General features: G+C 36.9%; 25 protein-coding genes and 1 tRNA gene. 16 read left to right on the forward strand and 10 right to left on the reverse strand.

Annotated elements, in window-relative coordinates:
* Nucleotides 1-16: 16 nt before the first annotated feature.
* Nucleotides 17-1051: a zinc-dependent alcohol dehydrogenase gene (locus I6760_RS06260; protein WP_196593642.1), complete on the forward strand. Its 1035-nt coding sequence runs from the start codon at nt 17-19 to the stop codon at nt 1049-1051.
* Between the two features lie 32 nt (nt 1052-1083).
* A complete protein-coding gene (locus I6760_RS06265) occupies nt 1084-1860 on the forward strand; it encodes an SDR family NAD(P)-dependent oxidoreductase (protein ID WP_196593643.1) in 777 nt (258 codons plus the stop codon).
* 106 nt (nt 1861-1966) lie between these two features.
* Here the strand turns inward: I6760_RS06265 and I6760_RS06270 are convergent, their stop codons facing one another.
* From I6760_RS06270 to I6760_RS06295, 6 genes are all read right to left on the reverse strand, one after another.
* Entirely contained in the window at nt 1967-3421 is a 1455-nt protein-coding gene (locus I6760_RS06270; protein ID WP_196593644.1) for a sodium:solute symporter family protein, read from the reverse strand.
* A gap of 19 nt (nt 3422-3440) precedes the next feature.
* Entirely contained in the window at nt 3441-3617 is a 177-nt protein-coding gene (locus I6760_RS06275) for a DUF3311 domain-containing protein (protein ID WP_196593645.1), read from the reverse strand.
* Nucleotides 3618-3668: 51 nt separating this feature from the next.
* Nucleotides 3669-4847, reverse strand: coding sequence for a M20 metallopeptidase family protein (locus I6760_RS06280; protein ID WP_196593646.1), 1179 nt, complete (start codon nt 4845-4847; stop codon nt 3669-3671).
* A 296-nt stretch (nt 4848-5143) separates the two neighbouring features.
* Nucleotides 5144-6145, reverse strand: a complete 1002-nt coding sequence (locus I6760_RS06285; RefSeq protein WP_196593647.1) for a hypothetical protein — start codon at nt 6143-6145, stop codon at nt 5144-5146.
* Nucleotides 6146-6173: 28 nt separating this feature from the next.
* Nucleotides 6174-6956 (reverse strand): histidinol-phosphatase HisJ family protein, encoded by a 783-nt coding sequence (locus I6760_RS06290; RefSeq protein ID WP_196593648.1) that lies wholly within the window; start codon nt 6954-6956, stop codon nt 6174-6176.
* 7 nt (nt 6957-6963) lie between these two features.
* Entirely contained in the window at nt 6964-7155 is a 192-nt protein-coding gene (locus I6760_RS06295; RefSeq protein ID WP_231036129.1) for a TIGR03905 family TSCPD domain-containing protein, read from the reverse strand.
* A gap of 230 nt (nt 7156-7385) precedes the next feature.
* Between I6760_RS06295 and I6760_RS06300 the strand changes: the two genes are divergently transcribed.
* From I6760_RS06300 to I6760_RS06325, 6 genes are all read left to right on the forward strand, one after another.
* Nucleotides 7386-8711, forward strand: a complete 1326-nt coding sequence (locus tag I6760_RS06300; RefSeq protein ID WP_196593649.1) for a UDP-glucose dehydrogenase family protein — start codon at nt 7386-7388, stop codon at nt 8709-8711.
* A 10-nt stretch (nt 8712-8721) separates the two neighbouring features.
* On the forward strand, nt 8722-9597 hold the full coding sequence (gene rfbA, locus I6760_RS06305) for a glucose-1-phosphate thymidylyltransferase RfbA (RefSeq protein ID WP_196593650.1): 876 nt from the start codon (nt 8722-8724) through the stop codon (nt 9595-9597).
* A gap of 21 nt (nt 9598-9618) precedes the next feature.
* Nucleotides 9619-10188: a dTDP-4-dehydrorhamnose 3,5-epimerase gene (gene rfbC, locus I6760_RS06310; RefSeq protein ID WP_196593651.1), complete on the forward strand. Its 570-nt coding sequence runs from the start codon at nt 9619-9621 to the stop codon at nt 10186-10188.
* 42 nt (nt 10189-10230) lie between these two features.
* The gene (locus I6760_RS06315; protein ID WP_196593652.1) at nt 10231-11112 is read left to right on the forward strand and encodes a GHMP family kinase ATP-binding protein; all 882 of its coding nucleotides are present in this window, start codon (nt 10231-10233) and stop codon (nt 11110-11112) included.
* A gap of 105 nt (nt 11113-11217) precedes the next feature.
* Nucleotides 11218-12306: a threonine-phosphate decarboxylase CobD gene (cobD, locus tag I6760_RS06320; protein ID WP_196593653.1), complete on the forward strand. Its 1089-nt coding sequence runs from the start codon at nt 11218-11220 to the stop codon at nt 12304-12306.
* A gap of 208 nt (nt 12307-12514) precedes the next feature.
* A complete protein-coding gene (locus I6760_RS06325; protein ID WP_196593654.1) occupies nt 12515-13558 on the forward strand; it encodes an aldose epimerase family protein in 1044 nt (347 codons plus the stop codon).
* Between the two features lie 194 nt (nt 13559-13752).
* On the opposite strand, the gene I6760_RS06330 is transcribed toward I6760_RS06325, so the two are convergent.
* Together I6760_RS06330 and I6760_RS06335 are read right to left on the reverse strand one after the other, a co-directional pair.
* Nucleotides 13753-14217, reverse strand: a complete 465-nt coding sequence (locus tag I6760_RS06330; protein ID WP_196593655.1) for a chemotaxis protein CheX — start codon at nt 14215-14217, stop codon at nt 13753-13755.
* On the reverse strand, nt 14208-15068 hold the full coding sequence (locus tag I6760_RS06335; protein ID WP_196593656.1) for a response regulator: 861 nt from the start codon (nt 15066-15068) through the stop codon (nt 14208-14210). Before I6760_RS06335 ends, I6760_RS06330 begins: the two co-directional genes overlap by 10 nt.
* Before the next feature lie 164 nt (nt 15069-15232).
* Here I6760_RS06335 and rfbB point away from each other — a divergent pair, with 164 nt between their 5' ends.
* Nucleotides 15233-16249 (forward strand): dTDP-glucose 4,6-dehydratase, encoded by a 1017-nt coding sequence (gene rfbB, locus I6760_RS06340; protein WP_196593657.1) that lies wholly within the window; start codon nt 15233-15235, stop codon nt 16247-16249.
* 90 nt (nt 16250-16339) lie between these two features.
* Here the strand turns inward: rfbB and I6760_RS06345 are convergent, their stop codons facing one another.
* Together I6760_RS06345 and thiD are read right to left on the reverse strand one after the other, a co-directional pair.
* Nucleotides 16340-16717 (reverse strand): RidA family protein, encoded by a 378-nt coding sequence (locus tag I6760_RS06345; RefSeq protein ID WP_196593658.1) that lies wholly within the window; start codon nt 16715-16717, stop codon nt 16340-16342.
* 20 nt (nt 16718-16737) lie between these two features.
* Nucleotides 16738-17541 (reverse strand): bifunctional hydroxymethylpyrimidine kinase/phosphomethylpyrimidine kinase, encoded by an 804-nt coding sequence (thiD, locus tag I6760_RS06350; RefSeq protein WP_196593659.1) that lies wholly within the window; start codon nt 17539-17541, stop codon nt 16738-16740.
* A gap of 325 nt (nt 17542-17866) precedes the next feature.
* On the opposite strand from thiD, the gene I6760_RS06355 reads away from it, so the two are divergent.
* From I6760_RS06355 to I6760_RS06385, 7 genes are all read left to right on the forward strand, one after another.
* A tRNA-Pro gene (locus I6760_RS06355) sits at nt 17867-17943 on the forward strand.
* Nucleotides 17944-18090: 147 nt separating this feature from the next.
* Nucleotides 18091-18723 (forward strand): precorrin-2 dehydrogenase/sirohydrochlorin ferrochelatase family protein, encoded by a 633-nt coding sequence (locus I6760_RS06360; protein WP_196593660.1) that lies wholly within the window; start codon nt 18091-18093, stop codon nt 18721-18723.
* On the forward strand, nt 18698-20014 hold the full coding sequence (hemA, locus tag I6760_RS06365) for a glutamyl-tRNA reductase (RefSeq protein WP_196593661.1): 1317 nt from the start codon (nt 18698-18700) through the stop codon (nt 20012-20014). The genes I6760_RS06360 and hemA overlap by 26 nt, the downstream gene beginning before the upstream one ends.
* Nucleotides 19977-20909, forward strand: a complete 933-nt coding sequence (gene hemC / locus I6760_RS06370) for a hydroxymethylbilane synthase (RefSeq protein WP_407947298.1) — start codon at nt 19977-19979, stop codon at nt 20907-20909. The genes hemA and hemC overlap by 38 nt, the downstream gene beginning before the upstream one ends.
* 46 nt (nt 20910-20955) lie before the next feature.
* Entirely contained in the window at nt 20956-22467 is a 1512-nt protein-coding gene (cobA, locus tag I6760_RS06375) for a uroporphyrinogen-III C-methyltransferase (RefSeq protein ID WP_196593662.1), read from the forward strand.
* 98 nt (nt 22468-22565) lie between these two features.
* Nucleotides 22566-23417 (forward strand): transporter substrate-binding domain-containing protein, encoded by an 852-nt coding sequence (locus I6760_RS06380; protein WP_196593663.1) that lies wholly within the window; start codon nt 22566-22568, stop codon nt 23415-23417.
* 148 nt (nt 23418-23565) lie between these two features.
* Entirely contained in the window at nt 23566-24363 is a 798-nt protein-coding gene (locus tag I6760_RS06385; RefSeq protein ID WP_196593664.1) for an amino acid ABC transporter permease, read from the forward strand.
* The last annotated feature ends 24 nt before the right edge of the window (nt 24364-24387 follow it).

Raw genomic sequence — 24387 nt, forward strand, 5'->3', positions numbered from 1 at the left:
TTGGGAGGAAAATTTAATGAAAACAGCCGTATTTACAGGTATTAGAAAAATTACTTTGGAAGAATGTAAAACTCCCACAGCTAAAGGCAATAAGGTCTTAGTAAAAGTAAATTCTTGTGCTATTTGTACATGGGAACAAAGAGTATATACTGGAGTAAATAAAGTGGAATTTCCTTTTATTGGAGGGCATGAGATAGCAGCAGAAATAGTTGCTATGGGTGATGATGTAAATAGAACAGAATGGGCAGTTGGTGATAAAGTAGTTGTAGGTGCTACGTTACAATGTCGTAATTGTTATTATTGTAAAACAGGAAATTCACAAAGCTGCGAACATTTTGATCATAGTGCTCATTTAGAGGGACTTCCATATAGAGGAATGGGAGGTTTAAGTGAGTATTTGCTTGTTTCTCCTGATTGTATATTTAAATATAGAAATGTAGATCCAAATGAAGCTTGTATAATAGAACCATTATCCTGTGTTATTCATAGTGTAGAAACAGCAAATGTACAAATGGGAGATTTTGTATTGATAATCGGCTGTGGTATTATGGGTCTGCTTCATACATTGCTCTGTCAGAAAAAAGGTGCAACTGTTATTGTTTCAGATGTTAATGAAGAAAGATTAAAACTGGCTAAAAAATTAGGTGCATCATATATTGTGAATCCGATGAAGAATAATATAGAAGAAGAAGTAAAAAAAATTACAGGCGGGATAAAGGCTCAAGTAATTTTTGATACAACACCTATCCCCATAGTTATACAAGACACGTTTAAATGTGTAAGCAATGTCGGAAAAATTGTTTTATATAGTTCTATTCATCCTGCTGAGCCAGTATTGTTTGATCCTAACTGGGTGCATGGAAAATCCATACAAATATTGGGAACAGCTAATTCTAATGATCGCGATTTTATGAGAGCGGCGCAAATGGTGTCTGAAGGAGTAATAAATTTAAGACCTTTTGTAAGTGAAGTTTATCCAGCAGAAAAAATACAAGATGCATTTGAGTCAGCAGCTAAAGCGGATAAATTTAGAGTAGTAGTAAATTTTTGAGACAATAAGAAAACAAAAGGGACGATAAAGATATGCTTATGAAAAATAAAACTATAGTTATAACTGGAGCTGGCAGTGGGATTGGGGCTCATATAGCAAAGATGTTTTCTAACGAAGGCGCAAAGGTAGCATTATTGGATATAGATGAAGATGGTTTAAATAATACTGAGACGGCTATATCAAAAACAAATGGAATAGTATTAAAGAAAAAAATTGATATAACAGATAAAAAGGAGGTTTTCACTGTTGGAGATACTGTTATGAAAAAATTTGGCAGTATTGATGTGTGGGTAAATTGTGCAGGTATTTCAATAATTATTCCTTTTTTGGACTGTTCAGAAGAAATATGGGATAAAACCTTAGCTGTGAATTTAAAAGGAATGTTTTTAGGCTGCCAGTGTGCAGTTACTTATATGATGCAGACAGGAGGCGGGAGTATTATTAATTTTTCTTCTCAATCTGGTAAAAAAGCTGGGGCACGTTATCAAGCATATTGTGCAAGTAAGGCTGGTGTTATTGGCCTTACACAGTCTGTTGCCGTAGAATTTGCTCCGGCAAATATAAGAGTTAATGCTATTTGTCCAGGCGTAGTAAAAACACCTATGTGGGATAAACAAATAAATGATTATGCTAAAAAACGTAATCTTAAACCAGAAGAAGTAATGCCATATTTTTGTAAGACAATACCAATGGGGCGTGTTTGTGAATATGATGAAGTGGGAAATTTAGTTATGTTTTTAGCAAGTAACAAATCTTCATATATTACGGGGCAGGCAATAAATTTAACAGGCGGAAGTCTTATGAGTTGAGAATAATTTATTATTTTTGATGTAGAAAAAATAGCTGCTGATGTAAAAATAAGGATGATTTGAAAAAAAGTTTCTAAACTAGAAAATTAGTTTAGAAACTTTTTTATTATGCCAAATTGGTTTTACCGGTTTTAGTTATAAGACTTACAATAATAAATACGATCATATTAGCGGATAATGCGATAAAACCAGCGTTTAAATGATAGCCAGCAATAGCCGGAGCGGACATTCCATTAAGTATAAGATAAAATACAAGGCCTTCACCAACAATAAGACCACATATAGAAGCTAGTTTGCTGGCTTTTTTCCAGAACATACCTAAGACAATAATAGGAAAGAACTGTGTAACACCGGAGTATCCGGTAAGAAGCAGATTTACGAGCAGTTTACCGTGAAAGATTGACAAATAAAGAGCGGCGGCTGTTAATAATAAAATTAAAAATCGGGCGACTTGTTTTATTTGGTGACTGGAAACATCATGCCCGTTTCGTAAACCTTTTGCATAAATATTACGGGAAATCAATAGTGAAGTAGATAAGAGCAGATCGGCTGCGGGAATCATGCAGGCTAAAGCTCCAGCTCCGCCAACAATCCCCAGTACCCATCCGGGAAAAGTGTCTTTGACAAGGAATAAAAAGGCCATATCAGCAGAAGGAAGCGGGTTGTGGGCATAAACGATAAGAGCAGTAAAGCCGACTAACATAGGAAAAATTAAAAGTAAGTGGCAGACAGGGAGCCAGACAGCATTATGTTTTAATACATCGGGATTTTTAGCACTGAATGTATTAGTAGAAAAGTGTGGCCACATATAGAATCCGGCAGCCATAACTACTAACGTAGACATAGCCCAGCTTACGTCAAGGACTGAAGTTCCGCCGGGGAATATTAAGAAATTTGGGTTAATAGTTTGTATTTGGTTCATAAGCGGACCAATACCGCCAGCATAATGATAAGGCAGGTATATACCAAAAAATACCATTGCTCCCATCATCATAACATCTTTAATTACTGCAGTAGAAGCAACACCTTTTAAGCCACTGAGAAAAACGAATAAAGCAACCATGATAAAAGCTATGAGCATAGCCGTTACCCTGCTTATAGCACCAAAAGAGGCAACTTCTACAATAAGGCCCAGACCGGTAAGCTGCAGTTGCAGGTAAGGCAGAAGGAAAGCTACACCAATACATGATACCAATATGCCAAGTGGGCGACTGTTGTATAAATATTCTACCAGATCGCCTTGAGTTATGAGATTATGACGACGTCCGTATACAGATATTTTTGGAAGTATATGATATCCAACCATATAACCTAAAGCACCATAACCTAATATATAGAAAACAGGTCCGCCTTTTTGGTAAGCCCAGCCGCTTGCCCCTAAAAAGGCAAATGCGGTATATACTTCTCCGGCCATTATAAACCAATTCATCCACCGGCCAAAATCACGTCCGCCCACAGCCCAGCTTTCGGGACTGAGCGTGCTGCGCATGCCGGGAATAGCACCTAAGATAGAAGTTCCTATAATAAAAATAAATAAAATTATTATCGCCAGTTCATTCATTTACAACACGTCCTTCCTATTATTTTTTAGTATCCATTACGTATAATCGATGAATACAAAAGACTGTGATGACAACACCAAGCTGTATCCAAAAAGCCACAAATGGCAGTCCGAATATAAGTGGTTGAATGTGGTTAACAAATGGTAGAGATAAAATTATCCAAATAAAAGGGATAGCGGTCAATATAATACGCATATAAATCGTCCTTTCTTCTACTGGTAAAATTATGCCAGAGTATATATTTTTTTATTTATGGGTATTTAACCAGTCCACAGCATATTGGGCATATACGCCGGATGCGCCGGCTAAAACAGTATCATCTAGGTTAAACTTAGGGCTGTGATGAGATTCAACGGCATTTATACTTGGATTATAGATACCAAAAAAGGCAAAACAACCGGGTTTATGATTCATATAAAAAGCAAAATCTTCGCCGCCGGTGGTTTTCTGCATAATTGATAGATGTTCTTTGCCAAGAACTTTTTCTACTGCTGCAGCAGCGATCTTTGATGAGGCAGGATCATTGATAGTGGGCGGGATCATGGGAACATAGTTGAATTCAGCTGTTGCGCCATATGCTTTAGCTGTATTCATGATGATTCTTTCCATGGTATCTTTCAGATCTTTGCCTAATTCACGACGAAAATAGCGTGTTATACCTTCCATGACGGCTTCACCGGCAATGATATTAAATCTTGTTCCGCTGTGGATAGAAGCAATTGTGACAGCTACAGAGTCAAGTGGATTATAATGCCGGGAAACTATTGTTTGCAAATTCATAACAATAGCCGAAGCAATAACGACAGCGTCAGTGGTTTGATGAGGCTGCGAGCCGTGACCTGAATGACCATGTATTTTAATAGTAAATTGATCCCCAGCTGCCATACGTTCTCCCTCTTCAACGGAAACCTGTCCGGCCGGGAGATCAATCCAGACATGTCCGCCAAAAATGTTGTCAATTTGTTTAAACCAGTCACCGAATTTCATCATATATGAGGAACCCTGTCCCAGTTCTTCAGCTGGCTGGAATATTAAATAAACAGTTCCGTTAATTTGTTCTCGCACATCCATGAGTATTTTTGCGGCACCTAACAAAATAGCTATGTGGGCATCATGACCACAGGCGTGCATTTTGCCTTTGTGGCAGGAAGAAAAACTGACGCCGCTTTCTTCTGTGACATTTAAAGCGTCTATATCAGAACGCAAAGCTATTTTTTTCCCAGGCATAGTTCCTTCTATGACAGCAACTAGTCCGGTATTCTTTTCTGGATTGATTTTGTAGGGGATTTTCAGTTTATCGAGTTCAGCAGCAATCATTTTTGTAGTTTCTACTTCTTTAAAACTGAGCTCAGGATATTGATGGAATAGGCGGCGTAATGCCTGAATATCTGCCTGATATTTTTTTACTAAACTTTTAATTTCCATATATAAAACTCCTAAATTTAAATATTATAAAAACCATTATAATTTAATAATAAAAAAAAGATATCCTGCATATGCAGAACACCTTTGTTCTATTTATTAAATATAATAAGCTTATATTTAATAAATGTCAATGTATCATTGTATCAACACGCGAAAAATCTATACTGGTTAAAACTGATAAGTAGGCAGTACGTATATATTTTATTGATAATATGCAAGGCACCATCCGTTCCCGTTAGCAGACACAGCGATGAACGATGGTGCCATATTCTTATGAAAATAAAAGATATACTATATCAATAATTAGCACTGGCGGTTTTTATCCCATAGAGAGTGGTATCTGTTTTTGTCTGGATAAAAAGCTCTGTACCGGCGGGCAGTTCAATGTTTTTCCCTTTTACAAATATTCCCCCTACTATACCTATTGGCCCTAGCAAAGCCATGCCGGCAATGCTTGCTCCGGCAGCCATTGCTTCTGATTTCATTTCTTTTTTTGCTTCATCACCTAAAAGGGTATTGACCATTGTTCCATCAAATGCTTGGGTTTTGGCAAAATCAATGTCGATTTTTGCATCACGGCCAAAGTTCCTAGCAGAAGTTACTTTAGTCACCTGTCCTTCACCTAATCCTCCGGCAGCAAAAACAAGATCGCCATTGCAGATTACATTTTCTGCTACTTGGAATTTGATTTTATCACCGGCCTTCATTGTTTTTGAGTCTAGAGGTGTAACGAGTTTGATTTTTATCAGGGTATTAGCAGGAACCTGGGTACGGGAAAGTGGAATAGCTTCTTGTGAATTGCCAAAAGCAGCCTTCCCTAATGATAGCATGCGACTATAAAAAGTACCTTCCTTAGGTTGTCCGTAGAGCGTTGTTTCCAGATTTGACAAGCGCTGGTTTATAGGCTGCATAGACACTTTATGCATTAAAGACCATTCTATGCCGTTCATCTGGGCAATTGCTGAAGGTGAATAAGTATTGTGGAAAATGTGGTCATAAAGAAGATTGACACGATTTGCCAGACTACCGGTTTTTTCCGTACCATAATAATCGTGTTCAAGTTTATTGATACGGTCAATAATAGCACCAGTTTGACGGGTACCATATACAGCCTTTTCCACTGATGACAGCTTATATTGTAAGGCGTTGTTACTGGTATTATTATTTTCATATATACTAACGGCACTATCTGGAGTTATTGCTGCTTCGGCAAAAACTATAGGAGTGGTTGAAGCAGTAAATGCTATACATAAAGCAACAGATAGAGTTTTAAATTTTTTGCTGGAAAAAACATTCATTAAAGTCATCCTTTCTAAAAAGCTTAAATTAATGTTGTAAAACTGGTTTATGCTGACGAAAGTAAATCGGTGTCAGAGAACATTCTTTCAAAAAAGATAGTGCTTCTTTAAATTTATAGCCGATGTTATCAGGCGTATGGGCATCTGAGCCTATCGTTGCATAACGGCCTCCCATTTGTTGATATCGTGTATATATAGGAATAAGAGATTTTATAGCAGATTCATCGGCGAATCTTCTTGTATTTATTTCTGGTATAATATTATTTTGCAGGGCACTTTCCCAAACAGAATCAATGTATGAAGAAAATTCATCATAATATAAATTGGGATCATTATAAGGTGCCTTACGGCATATATAGTCAATATGTCCCAATACATCACCAAAAGAATGTTTTTTTAACAAGTCGGCCATCGTTTTTAGATAAATACTGTAAGCTGTGTGTTTGTTTTTATTCTGATAATATTCAGGGTAATAGATATCGTGCCCTTCAAGCACATGTATTGATAAAATTATCATGTCAAAAGGGCTGCTTTGGGCAAATTCCCTGCTGCGCAGAGCAGTTTGTGGTTGCATGCCGATTTCTGTGCCTAGTAATAAATTATTTGCAGCGGTGTATTTTTTATAGGAGGAGAAATATTCATCGGCAGTAAATTCATAAGTGTCTTCTCCCGGAAAATCAAAATCAATATGTTCAGTGGTAATTATATTAAGATGTATTTTTTGGGCATAATTAAGGGCTTCTCTGATGTCCATAGAAGAATCAGCTGAAAATTTTGTATGAGTATGGCAGTCAAATAAGATAATATCCACCTCTCTTTTAATTGTTCTTCAATGCCTGCTGTAATGCTTTTGATAGTTGATCAGGATAGAAAGTAGAGTGTGGTCCGCATTTGATGCCGCTGAATTTTTCAATGACATCGGTTGCTTTCATACCACGAGTTATACTGCATATTCCCTTTAGATTGCCATCACAGCCGCCGATAAATGATAAATTTTTAAGTATCACCATCAAGTTCAATATCAATTTGTTTTGAGCAGATATCATTAGTTTTATAAGAAAAACCATTTATTATTATCGTTCCAGCCGCTCCAGTATTGTAAAGATATTAACTAATAGTATTATTATAATCTACGGAGCCATTTTTTGAAAGCCCTTGTAAATTTCTTATAAATATAGGAAAATATAGATTATGAAAGATATACGAGGCTAAATAGGATATATTTGAGGAGAAGATTATTTTGAAAATAGCAATGATCGGAACGGGTTATGTGGGACTCGTGACAGGAACATGTTTTGCAGAAACAGGTAATGATATTATCTGTGTTGATGTTAATGAAAGTAAAATAAACAAGTTAAAAGAAGGACATATTCCTATATATGAACCAGGACTTGCCGATATGGTAAAAACTAATCATGAACGGGGCAATTTATTATTTACGACTGATGTAAAAAATGCACTGGAAAAAGTTAACATTTGTTTTATTGCTGTCGGGACACCGATGGGAGAAGATGGTAGTGCTGATTTGCAGTATGTTTTAGCAGCAGCACGGGATATTGGCCGTTATATGGTTCATGATATGTATGTAGTAGATAAATCAACGGTGCCTGTTGGTACGGGTGACAGAGTAAGGGCCGTTATTGCTGAAGAATTAAGAAAACGTGGCAGTGATTTAAAATTCGATATAATATCTAATCCTGAATTTTTAAAGGAAGGAAATGCTTGTGCTGATTTTATGACTCCTGACAGAGTAATAATAGGTTCAGAACAACCTGCTTCAATCGAAGTAATGAAAGAACTTTATGAACCATTTATTCGGTCGCGTGAAGTGTTCATAATAATGGATGTAAAAAGTGCAGAACTTACTAAATATGCAGCTAATGCCATGCTTGCCACAAAAATATCCTTTATTAATGAGATATCTAATATAGCTGAACGGGTAGGTGCTGATGTAAACAAGATCAGGCATGGTATAGGCAGTGACAGGCGTATAGGATATAGCTTTATAAATCCGGGATGTGGATATGGCGGCAGTTGTTTTCCTAAAGATGTACAGGCACTTATAAAAACAAGCAGTGAATATGGATATGAAGCAAGACTGCTTCAATCGGTAGAACAGGTTAACTTTGACCAAAAAAGAATATTAGCAAGGAAGGTAAAAAATATATTTGGTGACGATTTAAAGGGAAAGATTTTTGCTGTATGGGGGCTGGCCTTTAAACCAGGAACGGATGATATGCGTGAAGCACCAGCAGTAGAGCTGATTTCTGAATTGACAGCACAAGGGGCGTTTATACAAGCATATGATCCTAAGGCAATGGAACTGGCACAGAAATTTTATCTCAAAAATATAAATAAAATAAGTTATGCAAAGAATAAATATGATGCACTGGATAATGCAGATGCACTCATACTTGTCACTGAGTGGAAAGAATTCCAAAGTCCTGATTTCATGGAAATAAAAAACAGATTAAAAGGCAAATATGTTTTCGATGGACGTAATCAATATAAAGTGAAGACGCTTAAAAAATTTGGCTTGTCATATGTACAGATGGGCGTTAAGTGAGGTATTTTTTATGATAAATAAGGGAATTATTTTAGCAGGCGGGGCAGGAACACGCCTTTATCCATTAACAAAAGTAGTAAGTAAACAGCTTATGCCGATTTACGATAAGCCAATGATATATTATCCGCTTAGTACGCTTATGCTGGCGGGTATCAAAAATATTCTTATTATAACAACACCACAGGATGCAAAGCTTTTTCAGTCATTGCTGGGGGATGGAAGTCAGTGGGGAATATCACTCCATTATGAGATACAGCCGAGTCCTGACGGTCTGGCACAAGCATTTGTGATCGGGGAAAATTTTATTGCTGGGCAAGGCTGTTCCCTGATTCTGGGAGATAATATTTTTTATGGACATGATTTATCATATTCTACAAAACAGGCTGCAGGCAGATGCGGCGGAGCTACAGTGTTTGCTTATTATGTGAAAGATCCGCAGCGGTATGGCATTGTTGAATTCGATAAAACAGGGAATGCTATTAGCTTGGAAGAAAAACCTAAAATGCCTAAATCTAATTATGCTGTTACAGGTTTGTATTTTTATGATAATAATGTTGTTGATTATGCCAGATCATTGAAACCATCTCCGCGCGGTGAATTGGAAATAACAGATCTTAACCAGATGTATCTTGATAATGGGGAACTTTATGTGGAAACAATGGGTAGAGGTTATGCATGGCTTGATACAGGAACCCACGAGTCATTACTTCAGGCATCGTCTTTTGTAGAAACAGTACAGGACAGGCAAGGCTTAAAAATAGCCTGCCCTGAAGAAATAGCATATCGGCTGGGATATATAAATGAGGATGATGTATTAAAAGCAGCTCGTCCTTTAGCTAAAAATGAATATGGGAAGTACCTTATAAATATGTTGAATAATAAATAAAGCTGGCAGGGAGAATTATTAATGAAAGTAATAGAAACAGAATTAAAGGACACATATATCATAGAGCCAAAAGTATTTGGGGATAACCGCGGCTGGTTCATGGAAACATATTCTTACCGTGTGCTGGAGGAATATGGAATAAAAACAAATTTTGTTCAGGATAACCAATCATATTCAGCACCAAAAGGAACATTGCGCGGGCTGCATTTTCAAAAACCACCGATGACCCAGGCTAAATTAGTGCGCTGCACCCGTGGAGCGATGATGGATATAGCTGTTGATATAAGGAAAGGTTCACCTACATATAAGAAATGGATAGCTGTTGAGTTGTCAGGAGAAAATAAACGCCAGCTTTATGTTCCACGTGGTTTTGCTCATGGTTTTATAACTATTACAGCTGATGTGGAAGTTCAATATAAAGCAGATAATTATTATGCGCCAGAAACAGAAGGAAGTATCATATATAATGATCCCGATATTGGTGTGACCTGGGGAAAATGGGCTGAAAATGAATATACTTTTTCAGCCAAAGATAAAAAAGCACCATTTTTTAAAGATTTTGTTACACCGTTTACATATGAAAAATACTGAGTCATGTTGTTATATAAATTTAGAAGGAACAGGTGAAGGAGATTGGCCGTATCAATAAAAGTACCAGGCTCTTGTGGAGAACTAGTCCAGGGAGTTATAGACGGTACGTCTTTTCTCGTTACTTGTCCCATCAATGTATTTACCACTGCGGTTGTTAATTTTGGACCAAATTTTTGTTCCGAAAAGCCAATGAAGGAAAAAGCGCGGCAGGCAATAAAAAAAAGCTGTATTCAATTAGGTGTTAATGAAAAAAATTTAACATTAGAGTTATCATCACAGCTCATAAGAAGTAAAGGAATGTCATCAAGCAGTGCTGATATAGCAGCAGTCTGCAAAGCTATTGCCGTAGCCTGCAATAAGGATATGACGGATAGTCAGATAGCCAAAATTGCAGCGGCAATAGAGCCTACAGATGGTATATTTTGCCGGGGAATTGTAAAATTTGATCATATACATGGAAAAATCCTTCAATATCTGGGGCCGCCGCCGCGGGTAAAAATAGTAATTTTTGATTGCGGTGGCGATGTTGATACAGTGCTTTTCAATCAACGTGATGAGCTGCCATTTTTGAATAGACAAAAAGAACATGACGTCAGGCAGGCATTAAAATTTATTGAATATGGAATATTGAATAATGATATAGGTGCATTGGGTAGGGGAGCAACTATAAGTGCATTTGCCAACCAAGCTATTTTATTTAAACCGCAGCTGCAGCAAGTTTGGAATATTGCTAAAGAATATAAGGCGGCAGGAGTTAATGTAGCACACAGTGGGACACTTATTGGGGTAATATTTGCAGCCAGTGTAGAAAAGGATGTTTTGAATGAATACATTGGAAAAACAGATAAATACTGCCGTGATATTAAGTATTTATTTACAGCAGATTTAATATCAGGTGGTTTTTATATAATGAAAAACTGCTAATAATAGCTCTGAAAAATATTATGTATTTCGGGGGGCCGGAGTATAACATTAATGATTTTACTACCTTAGTAGTATGGGGTCGTTCATATTGAAAGGAAGAAGTTTATGCCAGAACAAGACCAATTTGAACATGGTGGCAATATTTATAAAATGAAATTAAATACCGGCAGGGAAAGTATAATGGATTTTAGTGCTAATATAAATCCTATGGGCCTGAGCAAAGCTGTGCGCAAGGCAATTATCGATAATGTTGATGATATAATACACTATCCTGATGTTAGCATGAATGAATTAAAAAACAAACTTAGTGAAATTTATGATATTTCTGTCCAACAAATAATAATAGGTAATGGGGCAGTAGAATTAATATATATTTTATGCCATGTGCTGATGCCACAGAATGTATTAATTACAGCACCAACTTTCAGCGAATATGAACGCGCGTCCAGAAGTGTCGGAGCAAAAATAACATATTGTACTTTAGCCGAAGAAGATAATTTTGAGTTATCACTGCAAAAAATTATTATTGCCATGAAAAATAAAGATTTACTATTCTTATGTAATCCAAATAATCCAACGGGTACATTAATTGCTGCAGAAGATTTGACTCTTATTATAGAGCATGCAGAAGCTAATGGGTGCTTTGTGGTTATTGATGAATCTTTTATGGATTTTATAGCAAACAGCGGTGATTTTTCTGCTAAGCCATTGCTTAAAAATAATCATAATCTCTTTGTTTTACATTCATTGACCAAGTTTTTTGCGTTGCCGGGACTGCGTCTGGGATTTGCAGTTTGTGCGGATAATGAAGTAATAAAGCGTATGTATTTGAATAAAGATCCCTGGAATGTAAACTGCTTAGCACAAAAAGCCGGACTTGCTGCATTGGAAGATGAAAAATACCGGCGACGCAGCAGAAATTATACTCGCAGCGAAATCAATTATTTGTATGAGGAACTTTTGCATATGGATAAATTAAAAGTGTATAAACCAACAGTGAATTACATTCTTATAAATATAAAGAAAACAGGGATAAAATCGAAACAGTTTAAACTGAAAATGCTTGATAAGGGTATTGCTGTAAGAGATTGTGCAAATTATCCGGGATTATCGGGAGATTTTATCCGTATAGCAGTGCGAACTAGAGAAGAAAATGATAAATTATTAGATGCAATGGAAGATGTTCTTAAATGAAATATATTATATAAATAAATTTTGTAGTTAGTAGTGTATTATAAGGTGTAATATTAAAATCCTTGTTCACTTCTTGGGAGGGGAACAAGGATTTTAATATTTTTCGAATATTTATAAAATATAAAATTGACATAATTTATATAATGGTGTTATTCTATAAAAAGAAAAGGTTTACTGGATTTAATTTATTGAAAGAAGGGTAAATAAAATGGGAGTAGAAAAAAATTTTTTTGGTAAAATAGCTGATGGAAGAAGTGTAGTATTATATACAATCACTAATAAAAATGGAATGAAAGTTTCTGTTTCTAGTTTTGGCGGAGCAATACAAAAAATAGTTGTGCCAGCTAAAAAACCGATAGATGTTGTACTGGGATATGATACTGCGGCAGAATATGAAAATCAGGACACCTACATTGGATCATTGATAGGACGAATGGGAAACAGAATAGAAAAAGGAAAATTTACCTTAAATGGAATAAATTATAATTTATTTACAAATAATGGTGAAAATCATCTGCATGGTGGAAAAATAGGCTTTGACAAAAAAATATGGGATGCAGCAATAATAAGTGATAATGAAATAAAACTTTCATATACAAGTCTGGATGGAGAAGAAGGCTATCCAGGTGAATTAAAAGTATCAGTCAGTTATAAATTGGTAGAATGCAATACACTGCTTCTTGAATATCAGGCACGTACTACAAAGGATACTTTATGTAATCTTACTAATCATAGTTACTTTAATTTATCAGGTTATGATAGTGGAAATGCTGGGGACCAGTTAGTACAGTTGTTTGTAGATGAATATACAGCAACTGATAAAAATTCTATTCCGCATGGTGAAATTTTATCAGTAAAGGGGACGCCATTTGATCTGCAAACAGCAAAACCTATAAAAAATGGCTGGGATGCTGAATTTCAAACAATACAGGAAGCAGGTGGGTATGATCATAATTTTATTGTGCCGGAATTTAACGGCAATATGAAAAAAATAGCCCGGGCACATAGCAATGAAACGGGTATAAGTATGACTGTTTTCACTACACTGCCGGGGTTCCAGTTTTATACAGGTAACTATCTTAATCCCAAAGTAAAAGGGAAGGATGGTGTGCCGTTAGAAAGACGGTCAGGATATTGTTTTGAAAGCCAGTATTTTCCTAATGCAGTAAATGTACCGTCTTTTATTACACCGATATTACGAAAGGGAAATATTTATAAAGCATCAACAGCATATCATTTTACTGTGGAATAAAAAATTTATTGCAAGTAATTTTTATTTACAAATGGGCAATCTATCATACCAAGTTTCCTATGATTAATGAGGGAAACTGCTCAATGCAGCGGTATATTGCAATATTAATAATGTCAATGTATTGCAATAACCGCTTTTCTCTCATAGATAAAAGTAAAATCAGATAAATTACGTAAATATAATAATATAAAATATTACATTAAGCCAATGTGAAGATGAACAGGAATATCATCACACAATAATTCCACTACAACAGTTTGAGGAACAGGAATACCAACCTGTCCGTCACTGTCACTTATCAAAAGGGTAGGAGGGGAAATATCAAGCCCGGCTACATCTGCTTTGCTGAATTGGGTACAGGCATTAGCACATACCATATTCCCCATTTCTGATATAGCACTCTGGGCTAATTTGTTAAATTCCGGTACTTCCATGCCCATCATCATTTTGCTAGCAAACTTCTTAGCGCCTTCCTTGTCCATCCCAATTAGAATAACGCCTTTTATTGAACCAACTACAGCGATGTTTAGTAGTACGCCATTGTAGGAAAATGATGAACCGGTAACTGAAACACCGGTTTTTTCTATTTTTTGGATGCCGATTTGCGGTAAGACTTCCCTGAAGGCAGTGATTACGGGATTAATGATATTTACATCCATAATGTCGACCCCTTTTTAAAACCTACACCTAAGAAGATTTTACCATAATCGGTTTTGGCCAGAGCTTGTTCGATTTTTACGCTGGGACTGACTAATTCAGCTGAATTTCCGTGAAACATGCTGGGAGGAGATACACGTAGCCCTAAAGCTTTTTCCTGCTTATTGAGCATGGAACAAGCCCGTCCGCCGATAATATTAGAAAGCTCTGATACCATAGCCAGTGTTTCGTCTTCATTCTTGGGAGGACGGTGCAGGATGGCTTGTACTAAGTTTTGGGCAGTTTCGGAGGAGAGATCCATTATCATAGTTCCTGTATACTGGCCGATAATGCCAATAACTGAAGTGACACCACTTGAGTTATAAGGTTTAGTGATAGATCTGTTTTCAGCGAAAAAAACAGGAACCTTAGCCATGCGGGTTATATTTTGTGATAGAGCTTCCTTAAAAATTTCAATGCCGGATGATAATAATTGGTCAAAAAGGGTGTCTGGCGAGAGAACTTTATGAATAACGGCGAAAAGAACATCAGCCTCAACGGGTTTTTGTACATAACCAGCGATGCCAATACGTTTCGCTTCCATTTCAGTTTCTTCATCTTTCATTGAACTAGACAAGATTATTTTAGTATCGGGGTCATTATGGAGCAGAGCCCGGCTTACTTCAAAACCATCATGATCAGGCATTGCAATATCCATGGTCACAATGTCAGGATGAGTTTTGTTGTACATAGATATGGCTGAATCCAATGAGTCTGCCTCAGCAACAACATCGTAGCCGCCTTCCTTTAATGCATCTGCAATCAGTGTGCGGGAAAAAGGAGAGTCATCGACTATCATAATTTTAGCTGACATAATATCAACTCCTTTATATTTATACTTGATTATACTATTCGACAAAAAAGAAAAAAACCTTTTAGTTATTTTATTGCAGGCAATATATACATATTATACGTATGAGATGATTAGACATCAATAATATGATAAAATGTTACTAAAAAGATGAAGGGACGTTATTTATGAAAATATTAGTAACAGGTGGAGCGGGATTTATTGGCAGTAATTTTATTTATCAGCAGTTGGCATATCACAATGATGAGATAGTGTGCCTTGATTTATTAACTTATGCGGGTAATCTCTCTACATTGGATAAAGCCGCTAAGGATAATAGATTCAAATTTATAAAGGGCGACATAGCTGACCGGGAATTTATTTATGGTTTATTTGCAGTAGAAAAACCGGACATTGTAGTTAATTTCGCAGCAGAAAGCCATGTTGACAGATCGATAAAAATGCCCGAAATATTTTTACAAACGAATATAATAGGAACTAGTGTACTTATGGATGCCTGCCGTAAATATGGCATAAAAAGATATCATCAGGTATCAACTGATGAGGTTTATGGAGATTTGCCGCTGGATCGTCCTGATTTGTTTTTTACGGAGAACACTCCTGTACATGCATCAAGTCCTTATTCAGCCTCTAAAGCTTCGGCAGATTTATTGGTCCAGGCTTATTACAGGACCTATGGGTTGCCAGTGACAATTTCGCGCTGTTCTAATAATTATGGTCCTTACCATTTTCCAGAAAAATTGATTCCGTTAATGATAATAAATGCCCTGAACGATAAAAAACTGCCAGTTTATGGCAAAGGAGCGAATGTACGTGATTGGCTTTATGTAGAGGATCATTGTAAAGCTATTGACCTCATTATAAGAAAAGGCCGGTCGGGAGAAATATATAATATTGGCGGACATAATGAAAAAACAAATCTCCAGGTAGTCAAGATTATTTTACGAGAATTAAATAAACCGGAAAGTTTAATTGACTTTGTCACAGACCGCCCAGGCCACGATAGACGATATGCAATTGATCCGGCTAAAATACATATGCAGCTTGGCTGGCTGCCGGAAACGAACTTTGAATCGGGAATAAAAAAGACCATAAAATGGTATTTGGAAAATAAAACATGGTGGGAAGAAATAATAAATGGAGCATATAAGGACTATTATCAGAGAATGTATGAAAAAAGATAATAATCCTGTATATCATTGTTGTGTGAAAAATTTGTTATATAAAAAATTGCGGTTGATATCGTTTTTGCCTGTACTATTATTGTATGTTGACTATTTTATGGCTATGCATTCTATTTCGATGAGTACATCTTTGGGCAGGCGTGAAACTTCTACGCAAGAGCGGGCTGGGCAGATCCCCGTGAAAAACTGTCCATAGATTTCGTTTACAATAGGAAAATCAGTCATGTTTTTTATAAACACAGTAGTTTTTATTACATTATCCAGGGAAGAACCGCCCTTTTCCAATATGGTTTTTAAATTTATCAATACCTGTTTTGTCTGGCAGGCAATATCCTGGGGAATTTTTCCTGTTTCCGGGATTATGGCAATTTGTCCCGAAGTAAAGATGAATTTAGCAAAAACGGAAACAGCTTGCGAGTATGGACCTAAAGCGGAAGGGGCTTTATCAGTATGGATTTCTTGTTTCATATGAGGTACTCCTTTATATTTTATTTACGCAGAGCCCAATGACAGACCGCACCAGTGAATTTGTTGAGTTTGAATGAATTGACAACAGCCTCTTGCATAAAAGCCTGAGTGGTCTTAAAAGCATCATGGATAGTTGCTCCCTTAGCCAGACAGGCTGTTATAGCTGCTGAGAAACTGCATCCGGCACCACTGTTATAAATATTACTCAGCTTGGGTTTTTGCTCTATAAGAAAGTCATGACCATCGAATAATACATCGGACATATCATCAGAAGCAAAACGGCTGCCTGATTTTATGATTATGTTTTTAGCACCAAGCTCATGGATTTTCACGCAGGCCGTTTTTATATCATCAATGGTTTTTATAGAGGGAATATCAGCAAGATAAGCTGCCTCTAAAGTGTTTGGCGTAATTACATCAGCATATTTTACCAGTTTTGTTTTTATTGCCGCAGCGGCTTCAGGAACCATTATCGTATCAATACCTTTGCATACCATGACTGGATCAATTACAATATTTTTAAATTTGTATTTTTCAATGGAGTTTACAACTAATTCTACCAGTGCAGCAGAACCGAGCATACCGGTTTTCATGGCATCGGGAGTAATACTGCCGCCAATGGTGTCAATTTGTTTTTCTATGGTAGACAGTTCAATGGGAAATATGTCATGTGACCAAGTTTGAGGATTTTGTGCAACAATGACAGTTAGAGCAGTCATGCCATAAACTTTCATTTCTTCAAATGTTTTTAAATCTGCTTCCATACCGGCACTGCCCGAAGTATCAGAACCAGCGATAGTTAATGCTTTAAAATTTTCAGACATGAGAATCACCTTTATTAATCTATTTTTGTCCACTCTCTACGAGTATAGGTAAAATTATAGAGAACGTTTTATTAAAAGTCAATTATAGAAAAATGTAAAAAAGACAAACAGACAGGACAATATTTTGCTGCTGTTCAGCCATAAACAAGTGATTTATTGTATATTTATAATGAAGTTTTATATAGCACAAAAATAAGTCAATAAGCAACTTTATAATTAAAGAAGAAAATGTTTTGCCAAAGGTTTATAGATATGTTTAAAAATATGTTTTGCTGATAAGGAAAAACTTGACATATTATAAAAAGAAAATTATAATATATCCATTCGGGACGTGGCTCAGTTTGGTAGAGCACTACCTTGGGGTGGTAGGGGTCGTGGGTTCAAATCCCGCCGTTCCGACCATGATGAGAGATAAGCACTATAACGAGAAGTTATAGTGCTTTTTAAGGTGTAATATAGCTTGAATAATGCATTTTATTATGGTAATTTATCAGCTGTTGTTATATAATAAAAAAATGAACATGATTCGTAAATAAAAGAGGTGTCTTTTTGTATCCGATAAATCTGATTCTTGACGATAAACCGTGTGTTGTTATAGGCGGTGGTGAGGTAGCCTATCGCAAGATAAAAGGACTTATTGAAGCTAAAGCAAAAGTTACTGTTATTTCACCTAGATTGCATGATAAACTTGCCCGAATGAATGCTGATGGTGAATTTACATGGATAAATAGGGAATATAGGGACGGCGATATAAAAAATTATATATTGGCTGTCAGTGCTACTGATGATGAAACTATAAACCATAAAGTGGCAAATGAAGCGAAAAAAGAGAAAATTCTTATAAATGTTGTTGATCACTTGGCATTATGTGATTTTGCTATGCCAGCGGTTATAAGGCGAGGTAACTTACTCGTAACATCATCAACAAATGGAAAGAGTCCCGCTATGGCCAGAGAAATCCGACGTGAATTAGAAAAATTTCTCGATAATGGATATGCTCCCTTTATTGATAAAATGGCAGAATTAAGGCAGAAAGCAAAAAAAGCCATACCAACATTTCAGCAGCGGGAAGACTTTTGGCGGCAGGTACTTGACGAGGATATATTAAAGTTAGTAAGAATGGGTAAGATTAAAGAAGCGGAGGATAAGATTTGTAATGCAATTAGCAGTTTTAGGGCTTAATCATAAGACCGCACCAGTACCAATTCGTGAAAAATTTTCTATAAGTCAAGACAGTGTTATTGACGGACTTCATCATATTGATGACTATGGTGCTATAATGGAAGCCGTTATTTTATCTACGTGCAACCGCACTGAGATATATGCAGTCCTGGATGATGGAGATAATGGCAGAAGCATATTGAAAAGATTTTTATTTGATTTGACTGGTAATGAAGATGAGATAGATTGTTACTTGTATTATTATCCTGCCAGAGCATGTATAAAGCATTTATTTGAGGTAGCCTCCAGTCTTGATTCTCTGGTAATAGGAGAAGGGCAGATTTTGAGCCAGGTGAAAAAAGCATATGCCGTGGCGCGGGAAAATGCGGCTACGAGTACGGTTTTAAATACTTTATTTCATAGAGCGATAACTACAGGCAAAAGAGTGCGTACAGAAACTCATATAGCATATAGTGCCGTATCAGTAAGCTATGCAGCTGTAGAGCTTGCTAAAACAGTATTCAGTAATAATCTGAAAAATTCTTCAGCACTTATTTATGGTGCCGGAGAAACGGCTGAACTTACGGCAAAAAATCTTTTGGGGAAGGGAATAAAAAAGATTTATATTGCTAACCGCCATATTCAAAAAGCACAGACACTGGCAGAGAAATTTGCTGGTTCAGCGGTGCCATTTGATAAAGCATTTACTATGGCTGATGATGTAGACATAGTAGTGACCTCGACAGGCGCGCCGCATTATGTAGTAAAACCGTGGGAAACACAGCAGTTTATGGCACGCAGAAAAGGAAGACCGCTGGTATTTATTGATATAGCCGTTCCACGTGATGTAGATCCTGATGTTGAAAACATAAAGGGCGTTATTTTATATAATATAGATGATCTTAAAGCAGTTGTTGAAGACAATATAAAGCGCCGTGGGCAGGAAGCCCAGGTCGCCCGCAAAATAATAAATGAAGAAGTAGAAGGGCTTATTGAAAGATTCCGCTATTTATCATTCAGGCCGGTAATGGTCCTGTTGACTGATAAGGCTGACCGTATACGGCGCCGTGAAGTAAAAAGGGCGATGAATAAACTTGAAGATATTACTCCCGCCCAGGAAAAAGCTGTAGAAAATATGTCTAAAATGATTGTGAGAAAACTCTTGCGGGAACCGATGAGCAAATTAAACAGTTCAGCAGGAACACCACAGGAAAAATTTTACATAGAAGCTATGAAGAAATTATTTAAACTCGATATGTTTAAGGAGAAAAATAGTGAGGAACAAAATAGTTATAGGTACGCGCAGCAGTAAATTAGCCTTATGGCAGGCAAATTACATTGCTGACTGTATAAAAGAAAAGTATCCTGATAAAACAGTGGAACTTTTGCATATTACAACTAAAGGCGATCGGGTACTTGAGGTTCCTCTTGCTAAAATAGGTGGAAAGGGACTTTTCACTAAGGAAATAGAAACGGCAATGCTGGAAAAGAAAATAGATATGGCGGTACACAGCTTAAAGGATATGCCGACAGTCCTTCCTGCAGGATTGAAATTAGCAGTAATCAGTAAAAGAGCAGATGTTGGAGATGCTTTTGTAAGTTTAAAATATAAAAAGTTTTCTGAGCTGCCGAAAGGTGCTAAAATAGGTACTTCAAGTCTTAGACGCAAGGCTCAGCTCCTGCATGTGCGCCCGGATCTTATGATCTGTGATTTGCGCGGCAATGTAAATACAAGGCTCAGCAGGCTTGAACAAGGACAGTTTGCTGGAATTATTTTAGCGGCAGCAGGTCTTAACCGGCTGGGATTTAGCAGCAAAATAACAGAAATATTGCCTAGGAAAGTTTGTCTGCCGGCAGTAGGCCAGGGAGCGTTAGCGATAGAAACAAGAGAAAATGATGAAGAAATATTATCTTTGATAAGATTTTTACATGATACGAAAACAGCACAGGAAACAATGGCAGAAAGAGCTTTCCTGAACAGGGTTGAAGGCGGCTGTCAGGTGCCGGTAGGCGTATATGCGACTGTTACTGCTGATAAAATAACAATTGAAGCAGTTATAGCATCACTGGATGGTAAAAGGCTGCTGCGGGATCGGGTAACAGGCCCTGTTGGTGAAGCTGATTTACTGGGACGAGATATAGCTGAAAAGCTTTTAGATAAAGGCGGGCTGGCTATAATGCAGGAAATAGGTTTGCTTAGAGGATAAGAATAGCAAAATTATATATAAATTTAAAAGCATTGTGGAGGGAAAAATGGCAGGAATAGTTTATCTTATTGGAGCAGGCCCGGGAGATCCGGGGCTTTTGACATTAAAGGGCTGTAAATGTATAAAAAAAGCTGATGTAATTGTTTATGATTATCTGGCGGATAAAAAATTGCTGGCATATGCAAAAAAAAATGCTGAACTTATTTATGTAGGTAAAAAAGCCAATAATCATACTATGAAACAAGAAGATATAAATCAGGTGCTTGTTAATAAGGCCAAAATGGGAAAAATCGTAGCACGATTAAAAGGCGGTGACCCGTTTGTATTTGGCCGTGGCGGAGAAGAAGCACTGGCACTTAAAAAAGCTGGACAGATTTTTGAAGTTATTCCGGGAGTTACTTCTGCCATTTCAGCTGCAGCTTATGCCGGGATACCGGTTACGCATCGAAAAGTAGCGGCATCATTTGCTGTGATAACAGGACACGAGGACCCTAGTAGAAAAGAATCAGGTCTTAATTGGAAGAATTTAGCAGTAGGTATAGATACATTGGTTTTCCTGATGGGCGTGGGAAATTTGCCACATATAACAAAACAGCTTATTGCTAATGGCAGGGCAGCAGATACACCGGCAGCACTTGTAAGATGGGGAACAAAACAACAGCAGGAAGTATTGGTTACTACTGTGGCAAATGCGGCAGAAGATGTCTATAAATACGGGTTAAAACCACCGGCTGTATTTATTGTCGGCGATGTTGTTAAATTACGGAATGATCTGCGCTGGTTCGATAATAAAAGATTATTTGGCAGAAAGATCATTGTTACAAGAGCCAGGCAGCAGGCTTCAAAGCTGACAGCAAAATTAACAGAATTAGGAGCTGAATGTATAGAAGCTCCTTCTATACAGATACAGGATCCGGATGACAGCTTTGCTAGTATGGATAAGGCAATAAGCAATATAAGTACATATAACTGGCTGGTTTTTACAAGCACTAATGGAGTGGACAGATTCTTTGCCCGCCTGTACAGTAAAGATATGGATGTACGCAAATTATCAGATATAAAAGTGGCAGCAATAGGCAGTTCTACAGCAAAAAGTCTTTTGAAATACGGTATAAAAGCAGATATTGTTCCACAAGAATTTAGAGCAGAAGCTATAATAGAGAAAATAATGCCTTATATTGCCAAAAACATAAAAATATTGATACCGCGGGCAAAACAGGCGCGGGAAATATTGCCGGAAGAACTGCGTAAAGCAGGAGTGGTAGTGGATGTAGTACAATGTTATAAAACAGTGACCGCTGATTTTGACTATAGTGGTATTGTAGAAAAACTGCAAAATCATGAAATAAATATGATAACATTTACCAGTTCATCTACGGTAACTAATTTCATAAAACTTATCAATAATAAGGTAAGTTTACTCGATAACGTAATAAAAGCATGTATTGGTCCAATTACGGCTGAAACATGTAAAGCAAATCGAATAAAGCCAGATATTATTGCACAAACATACACTATTGATGGATTAGTAAAGGCAATAGAAGAATTTACGGATTAGACAGGCCGTTTGACAAGATAATGAGGCGTTGTTATAATTAAAAAATATTATAATATTGTAAAAGTATAGTAAATTGTTTAAAAGGGTGGATGCGGTTTATGAAATTGACAAAAAAAATTATGGCTCTGGCCACAGCAGGAATTCTTGCTGTGGGAGCAGCTTTAACTATTGCAGGCTGCGGGTCTAACAGTTCCAGCAGTTCAAACCAGAAGGTTCTGCGTGTCGGTCTGGAATGTGCTTATGCTCCGTATAATTGGGCGCAAAGTGATAATTCTAATGGGGCAGTGAAAATTGCTGGTTCAGATCAGTATGCAATGGGCTATGATATTCTTATGGCTAAGAAGATTGCCAAGGGAATGGGTTATAAGTTAGAAATACATAAAATTGAATGGGACGGTCTTATTCCAGCAGTCAGCACTGGCAAGATAGATGCTGTTATAGCAGGCATGAGTATTACTAAGAAACGTGAAGAAACAGTTGATTTTACGAAACCATATTATACGGCATCAATTGTGGCTCTCGTAAAAAAAGATGGAAAATATGCTAATGCTAAAAGTGTTGCCGATTTAAAAGGTGCTGTTGTTACATCACAGCTTAATACTGTATGGTATAAAATGATTGATCAGATACCAGAAGCAGATAAACAACCGGCAATTGATAATGTACCTGGAATGATTGTTGCTTTGACATCAGGTAAGGTAAATGTTCTTATTGTTGATAAACCTACAGCGATGGGAGCAATATATGCTAATCCTGACTTGAAAATGCTTAATTTTAAGGGGGATGGCGCTTTTAAAGCATCGCAGGAAGATGTGGCACTTGGCATAGCAATCAAAAAAGGTAATACAGACCTGGTAAATAAAATAAATGAACAGCTGGCAAAAATAACGGAAAAAGATCGTGAAGATATGATGAAAGAAGCTATAAAGGATCAGCCGTTATCAAAGTAAGTCCTGTTATAAAATAACATACGGCACAAAGATGTGAGGGGGGCGGTAAAAACTGTTCCCCTTATATTTTTGTGGTCTATTAAATACAAACATAGTATAATTAATAATATAATTTTTAGAAACGGATAAACAAAAGGAGAGTGCGTAAATGACGACAGATATGCCAACAAGTTTTTTTGGCTGGACGCTATTTATTCTTCACCAATATGGCGGAGCTTTTTTACAAGGAGCGGGAATTACGCTGCTATTAGCTATTGTAGGTACTTTTATAGGATGTGTTATAGGTCTCTTAGTAGGAATAGTCCAGACTATTCCTATAGATGAGAGGACTAATACCGGAGTAAAGACACTTAATAAAATAGTACAGTTTATATTTGCGGCTTATGTAGAAGTTTTTCGCGGTACGCCAATGATGGTTCAGGCAATGGTTGTATACTATGGGTCTATGGCAATATTTCAAATAGATATGTCGGCAATGACAGCAGGCTTTTTGGTCGTGTCTGTTAATACAGGAGCCTATATGGCAGAAACAGTGCGCGGTGGGATAATTTCTATTGATAAGGGACAGACAGAGGCTGCTAAAGCAATAGGAATGAACCATTTTCAGACTATGTATACTGTAATTTTGCCGCAGGCACTTAAAAATATTATGCCGCAGATTGGCAATAACCTGATCATAAATATAAAAGATACATCCGTACTCAATGTCATATCGGTAACGGAACTTTATTTTGTTTCAAAATCAGCAGCAGGAGTATATTATCGTTATTTTGAAGTCTTTTTTCTCACCTGTGTAATTTATTTTATTATGACATTTGCAGCATCGCGAATTTTACGGTATTTTGAAAGACGCATGGCGGGATCAAGTGATTATCAGTTGGTAAATGATCCAATGGCTGATCCTACAGGGATATTTCCCAATACCCCGAGCAAAGGAGGAAAATAAGTGAGCACAGCTAAAAAAGAATCT

Source organism: Pectinatus sottacetonis, from assembly GCF_015732155.1.
GTDB classification, from domain to species: Bacteria; Bacillota; Negativicutes; order Selenomonadales; family Selenomonadaceae; genus Pectinatus; species Pectinatus sottacetonis.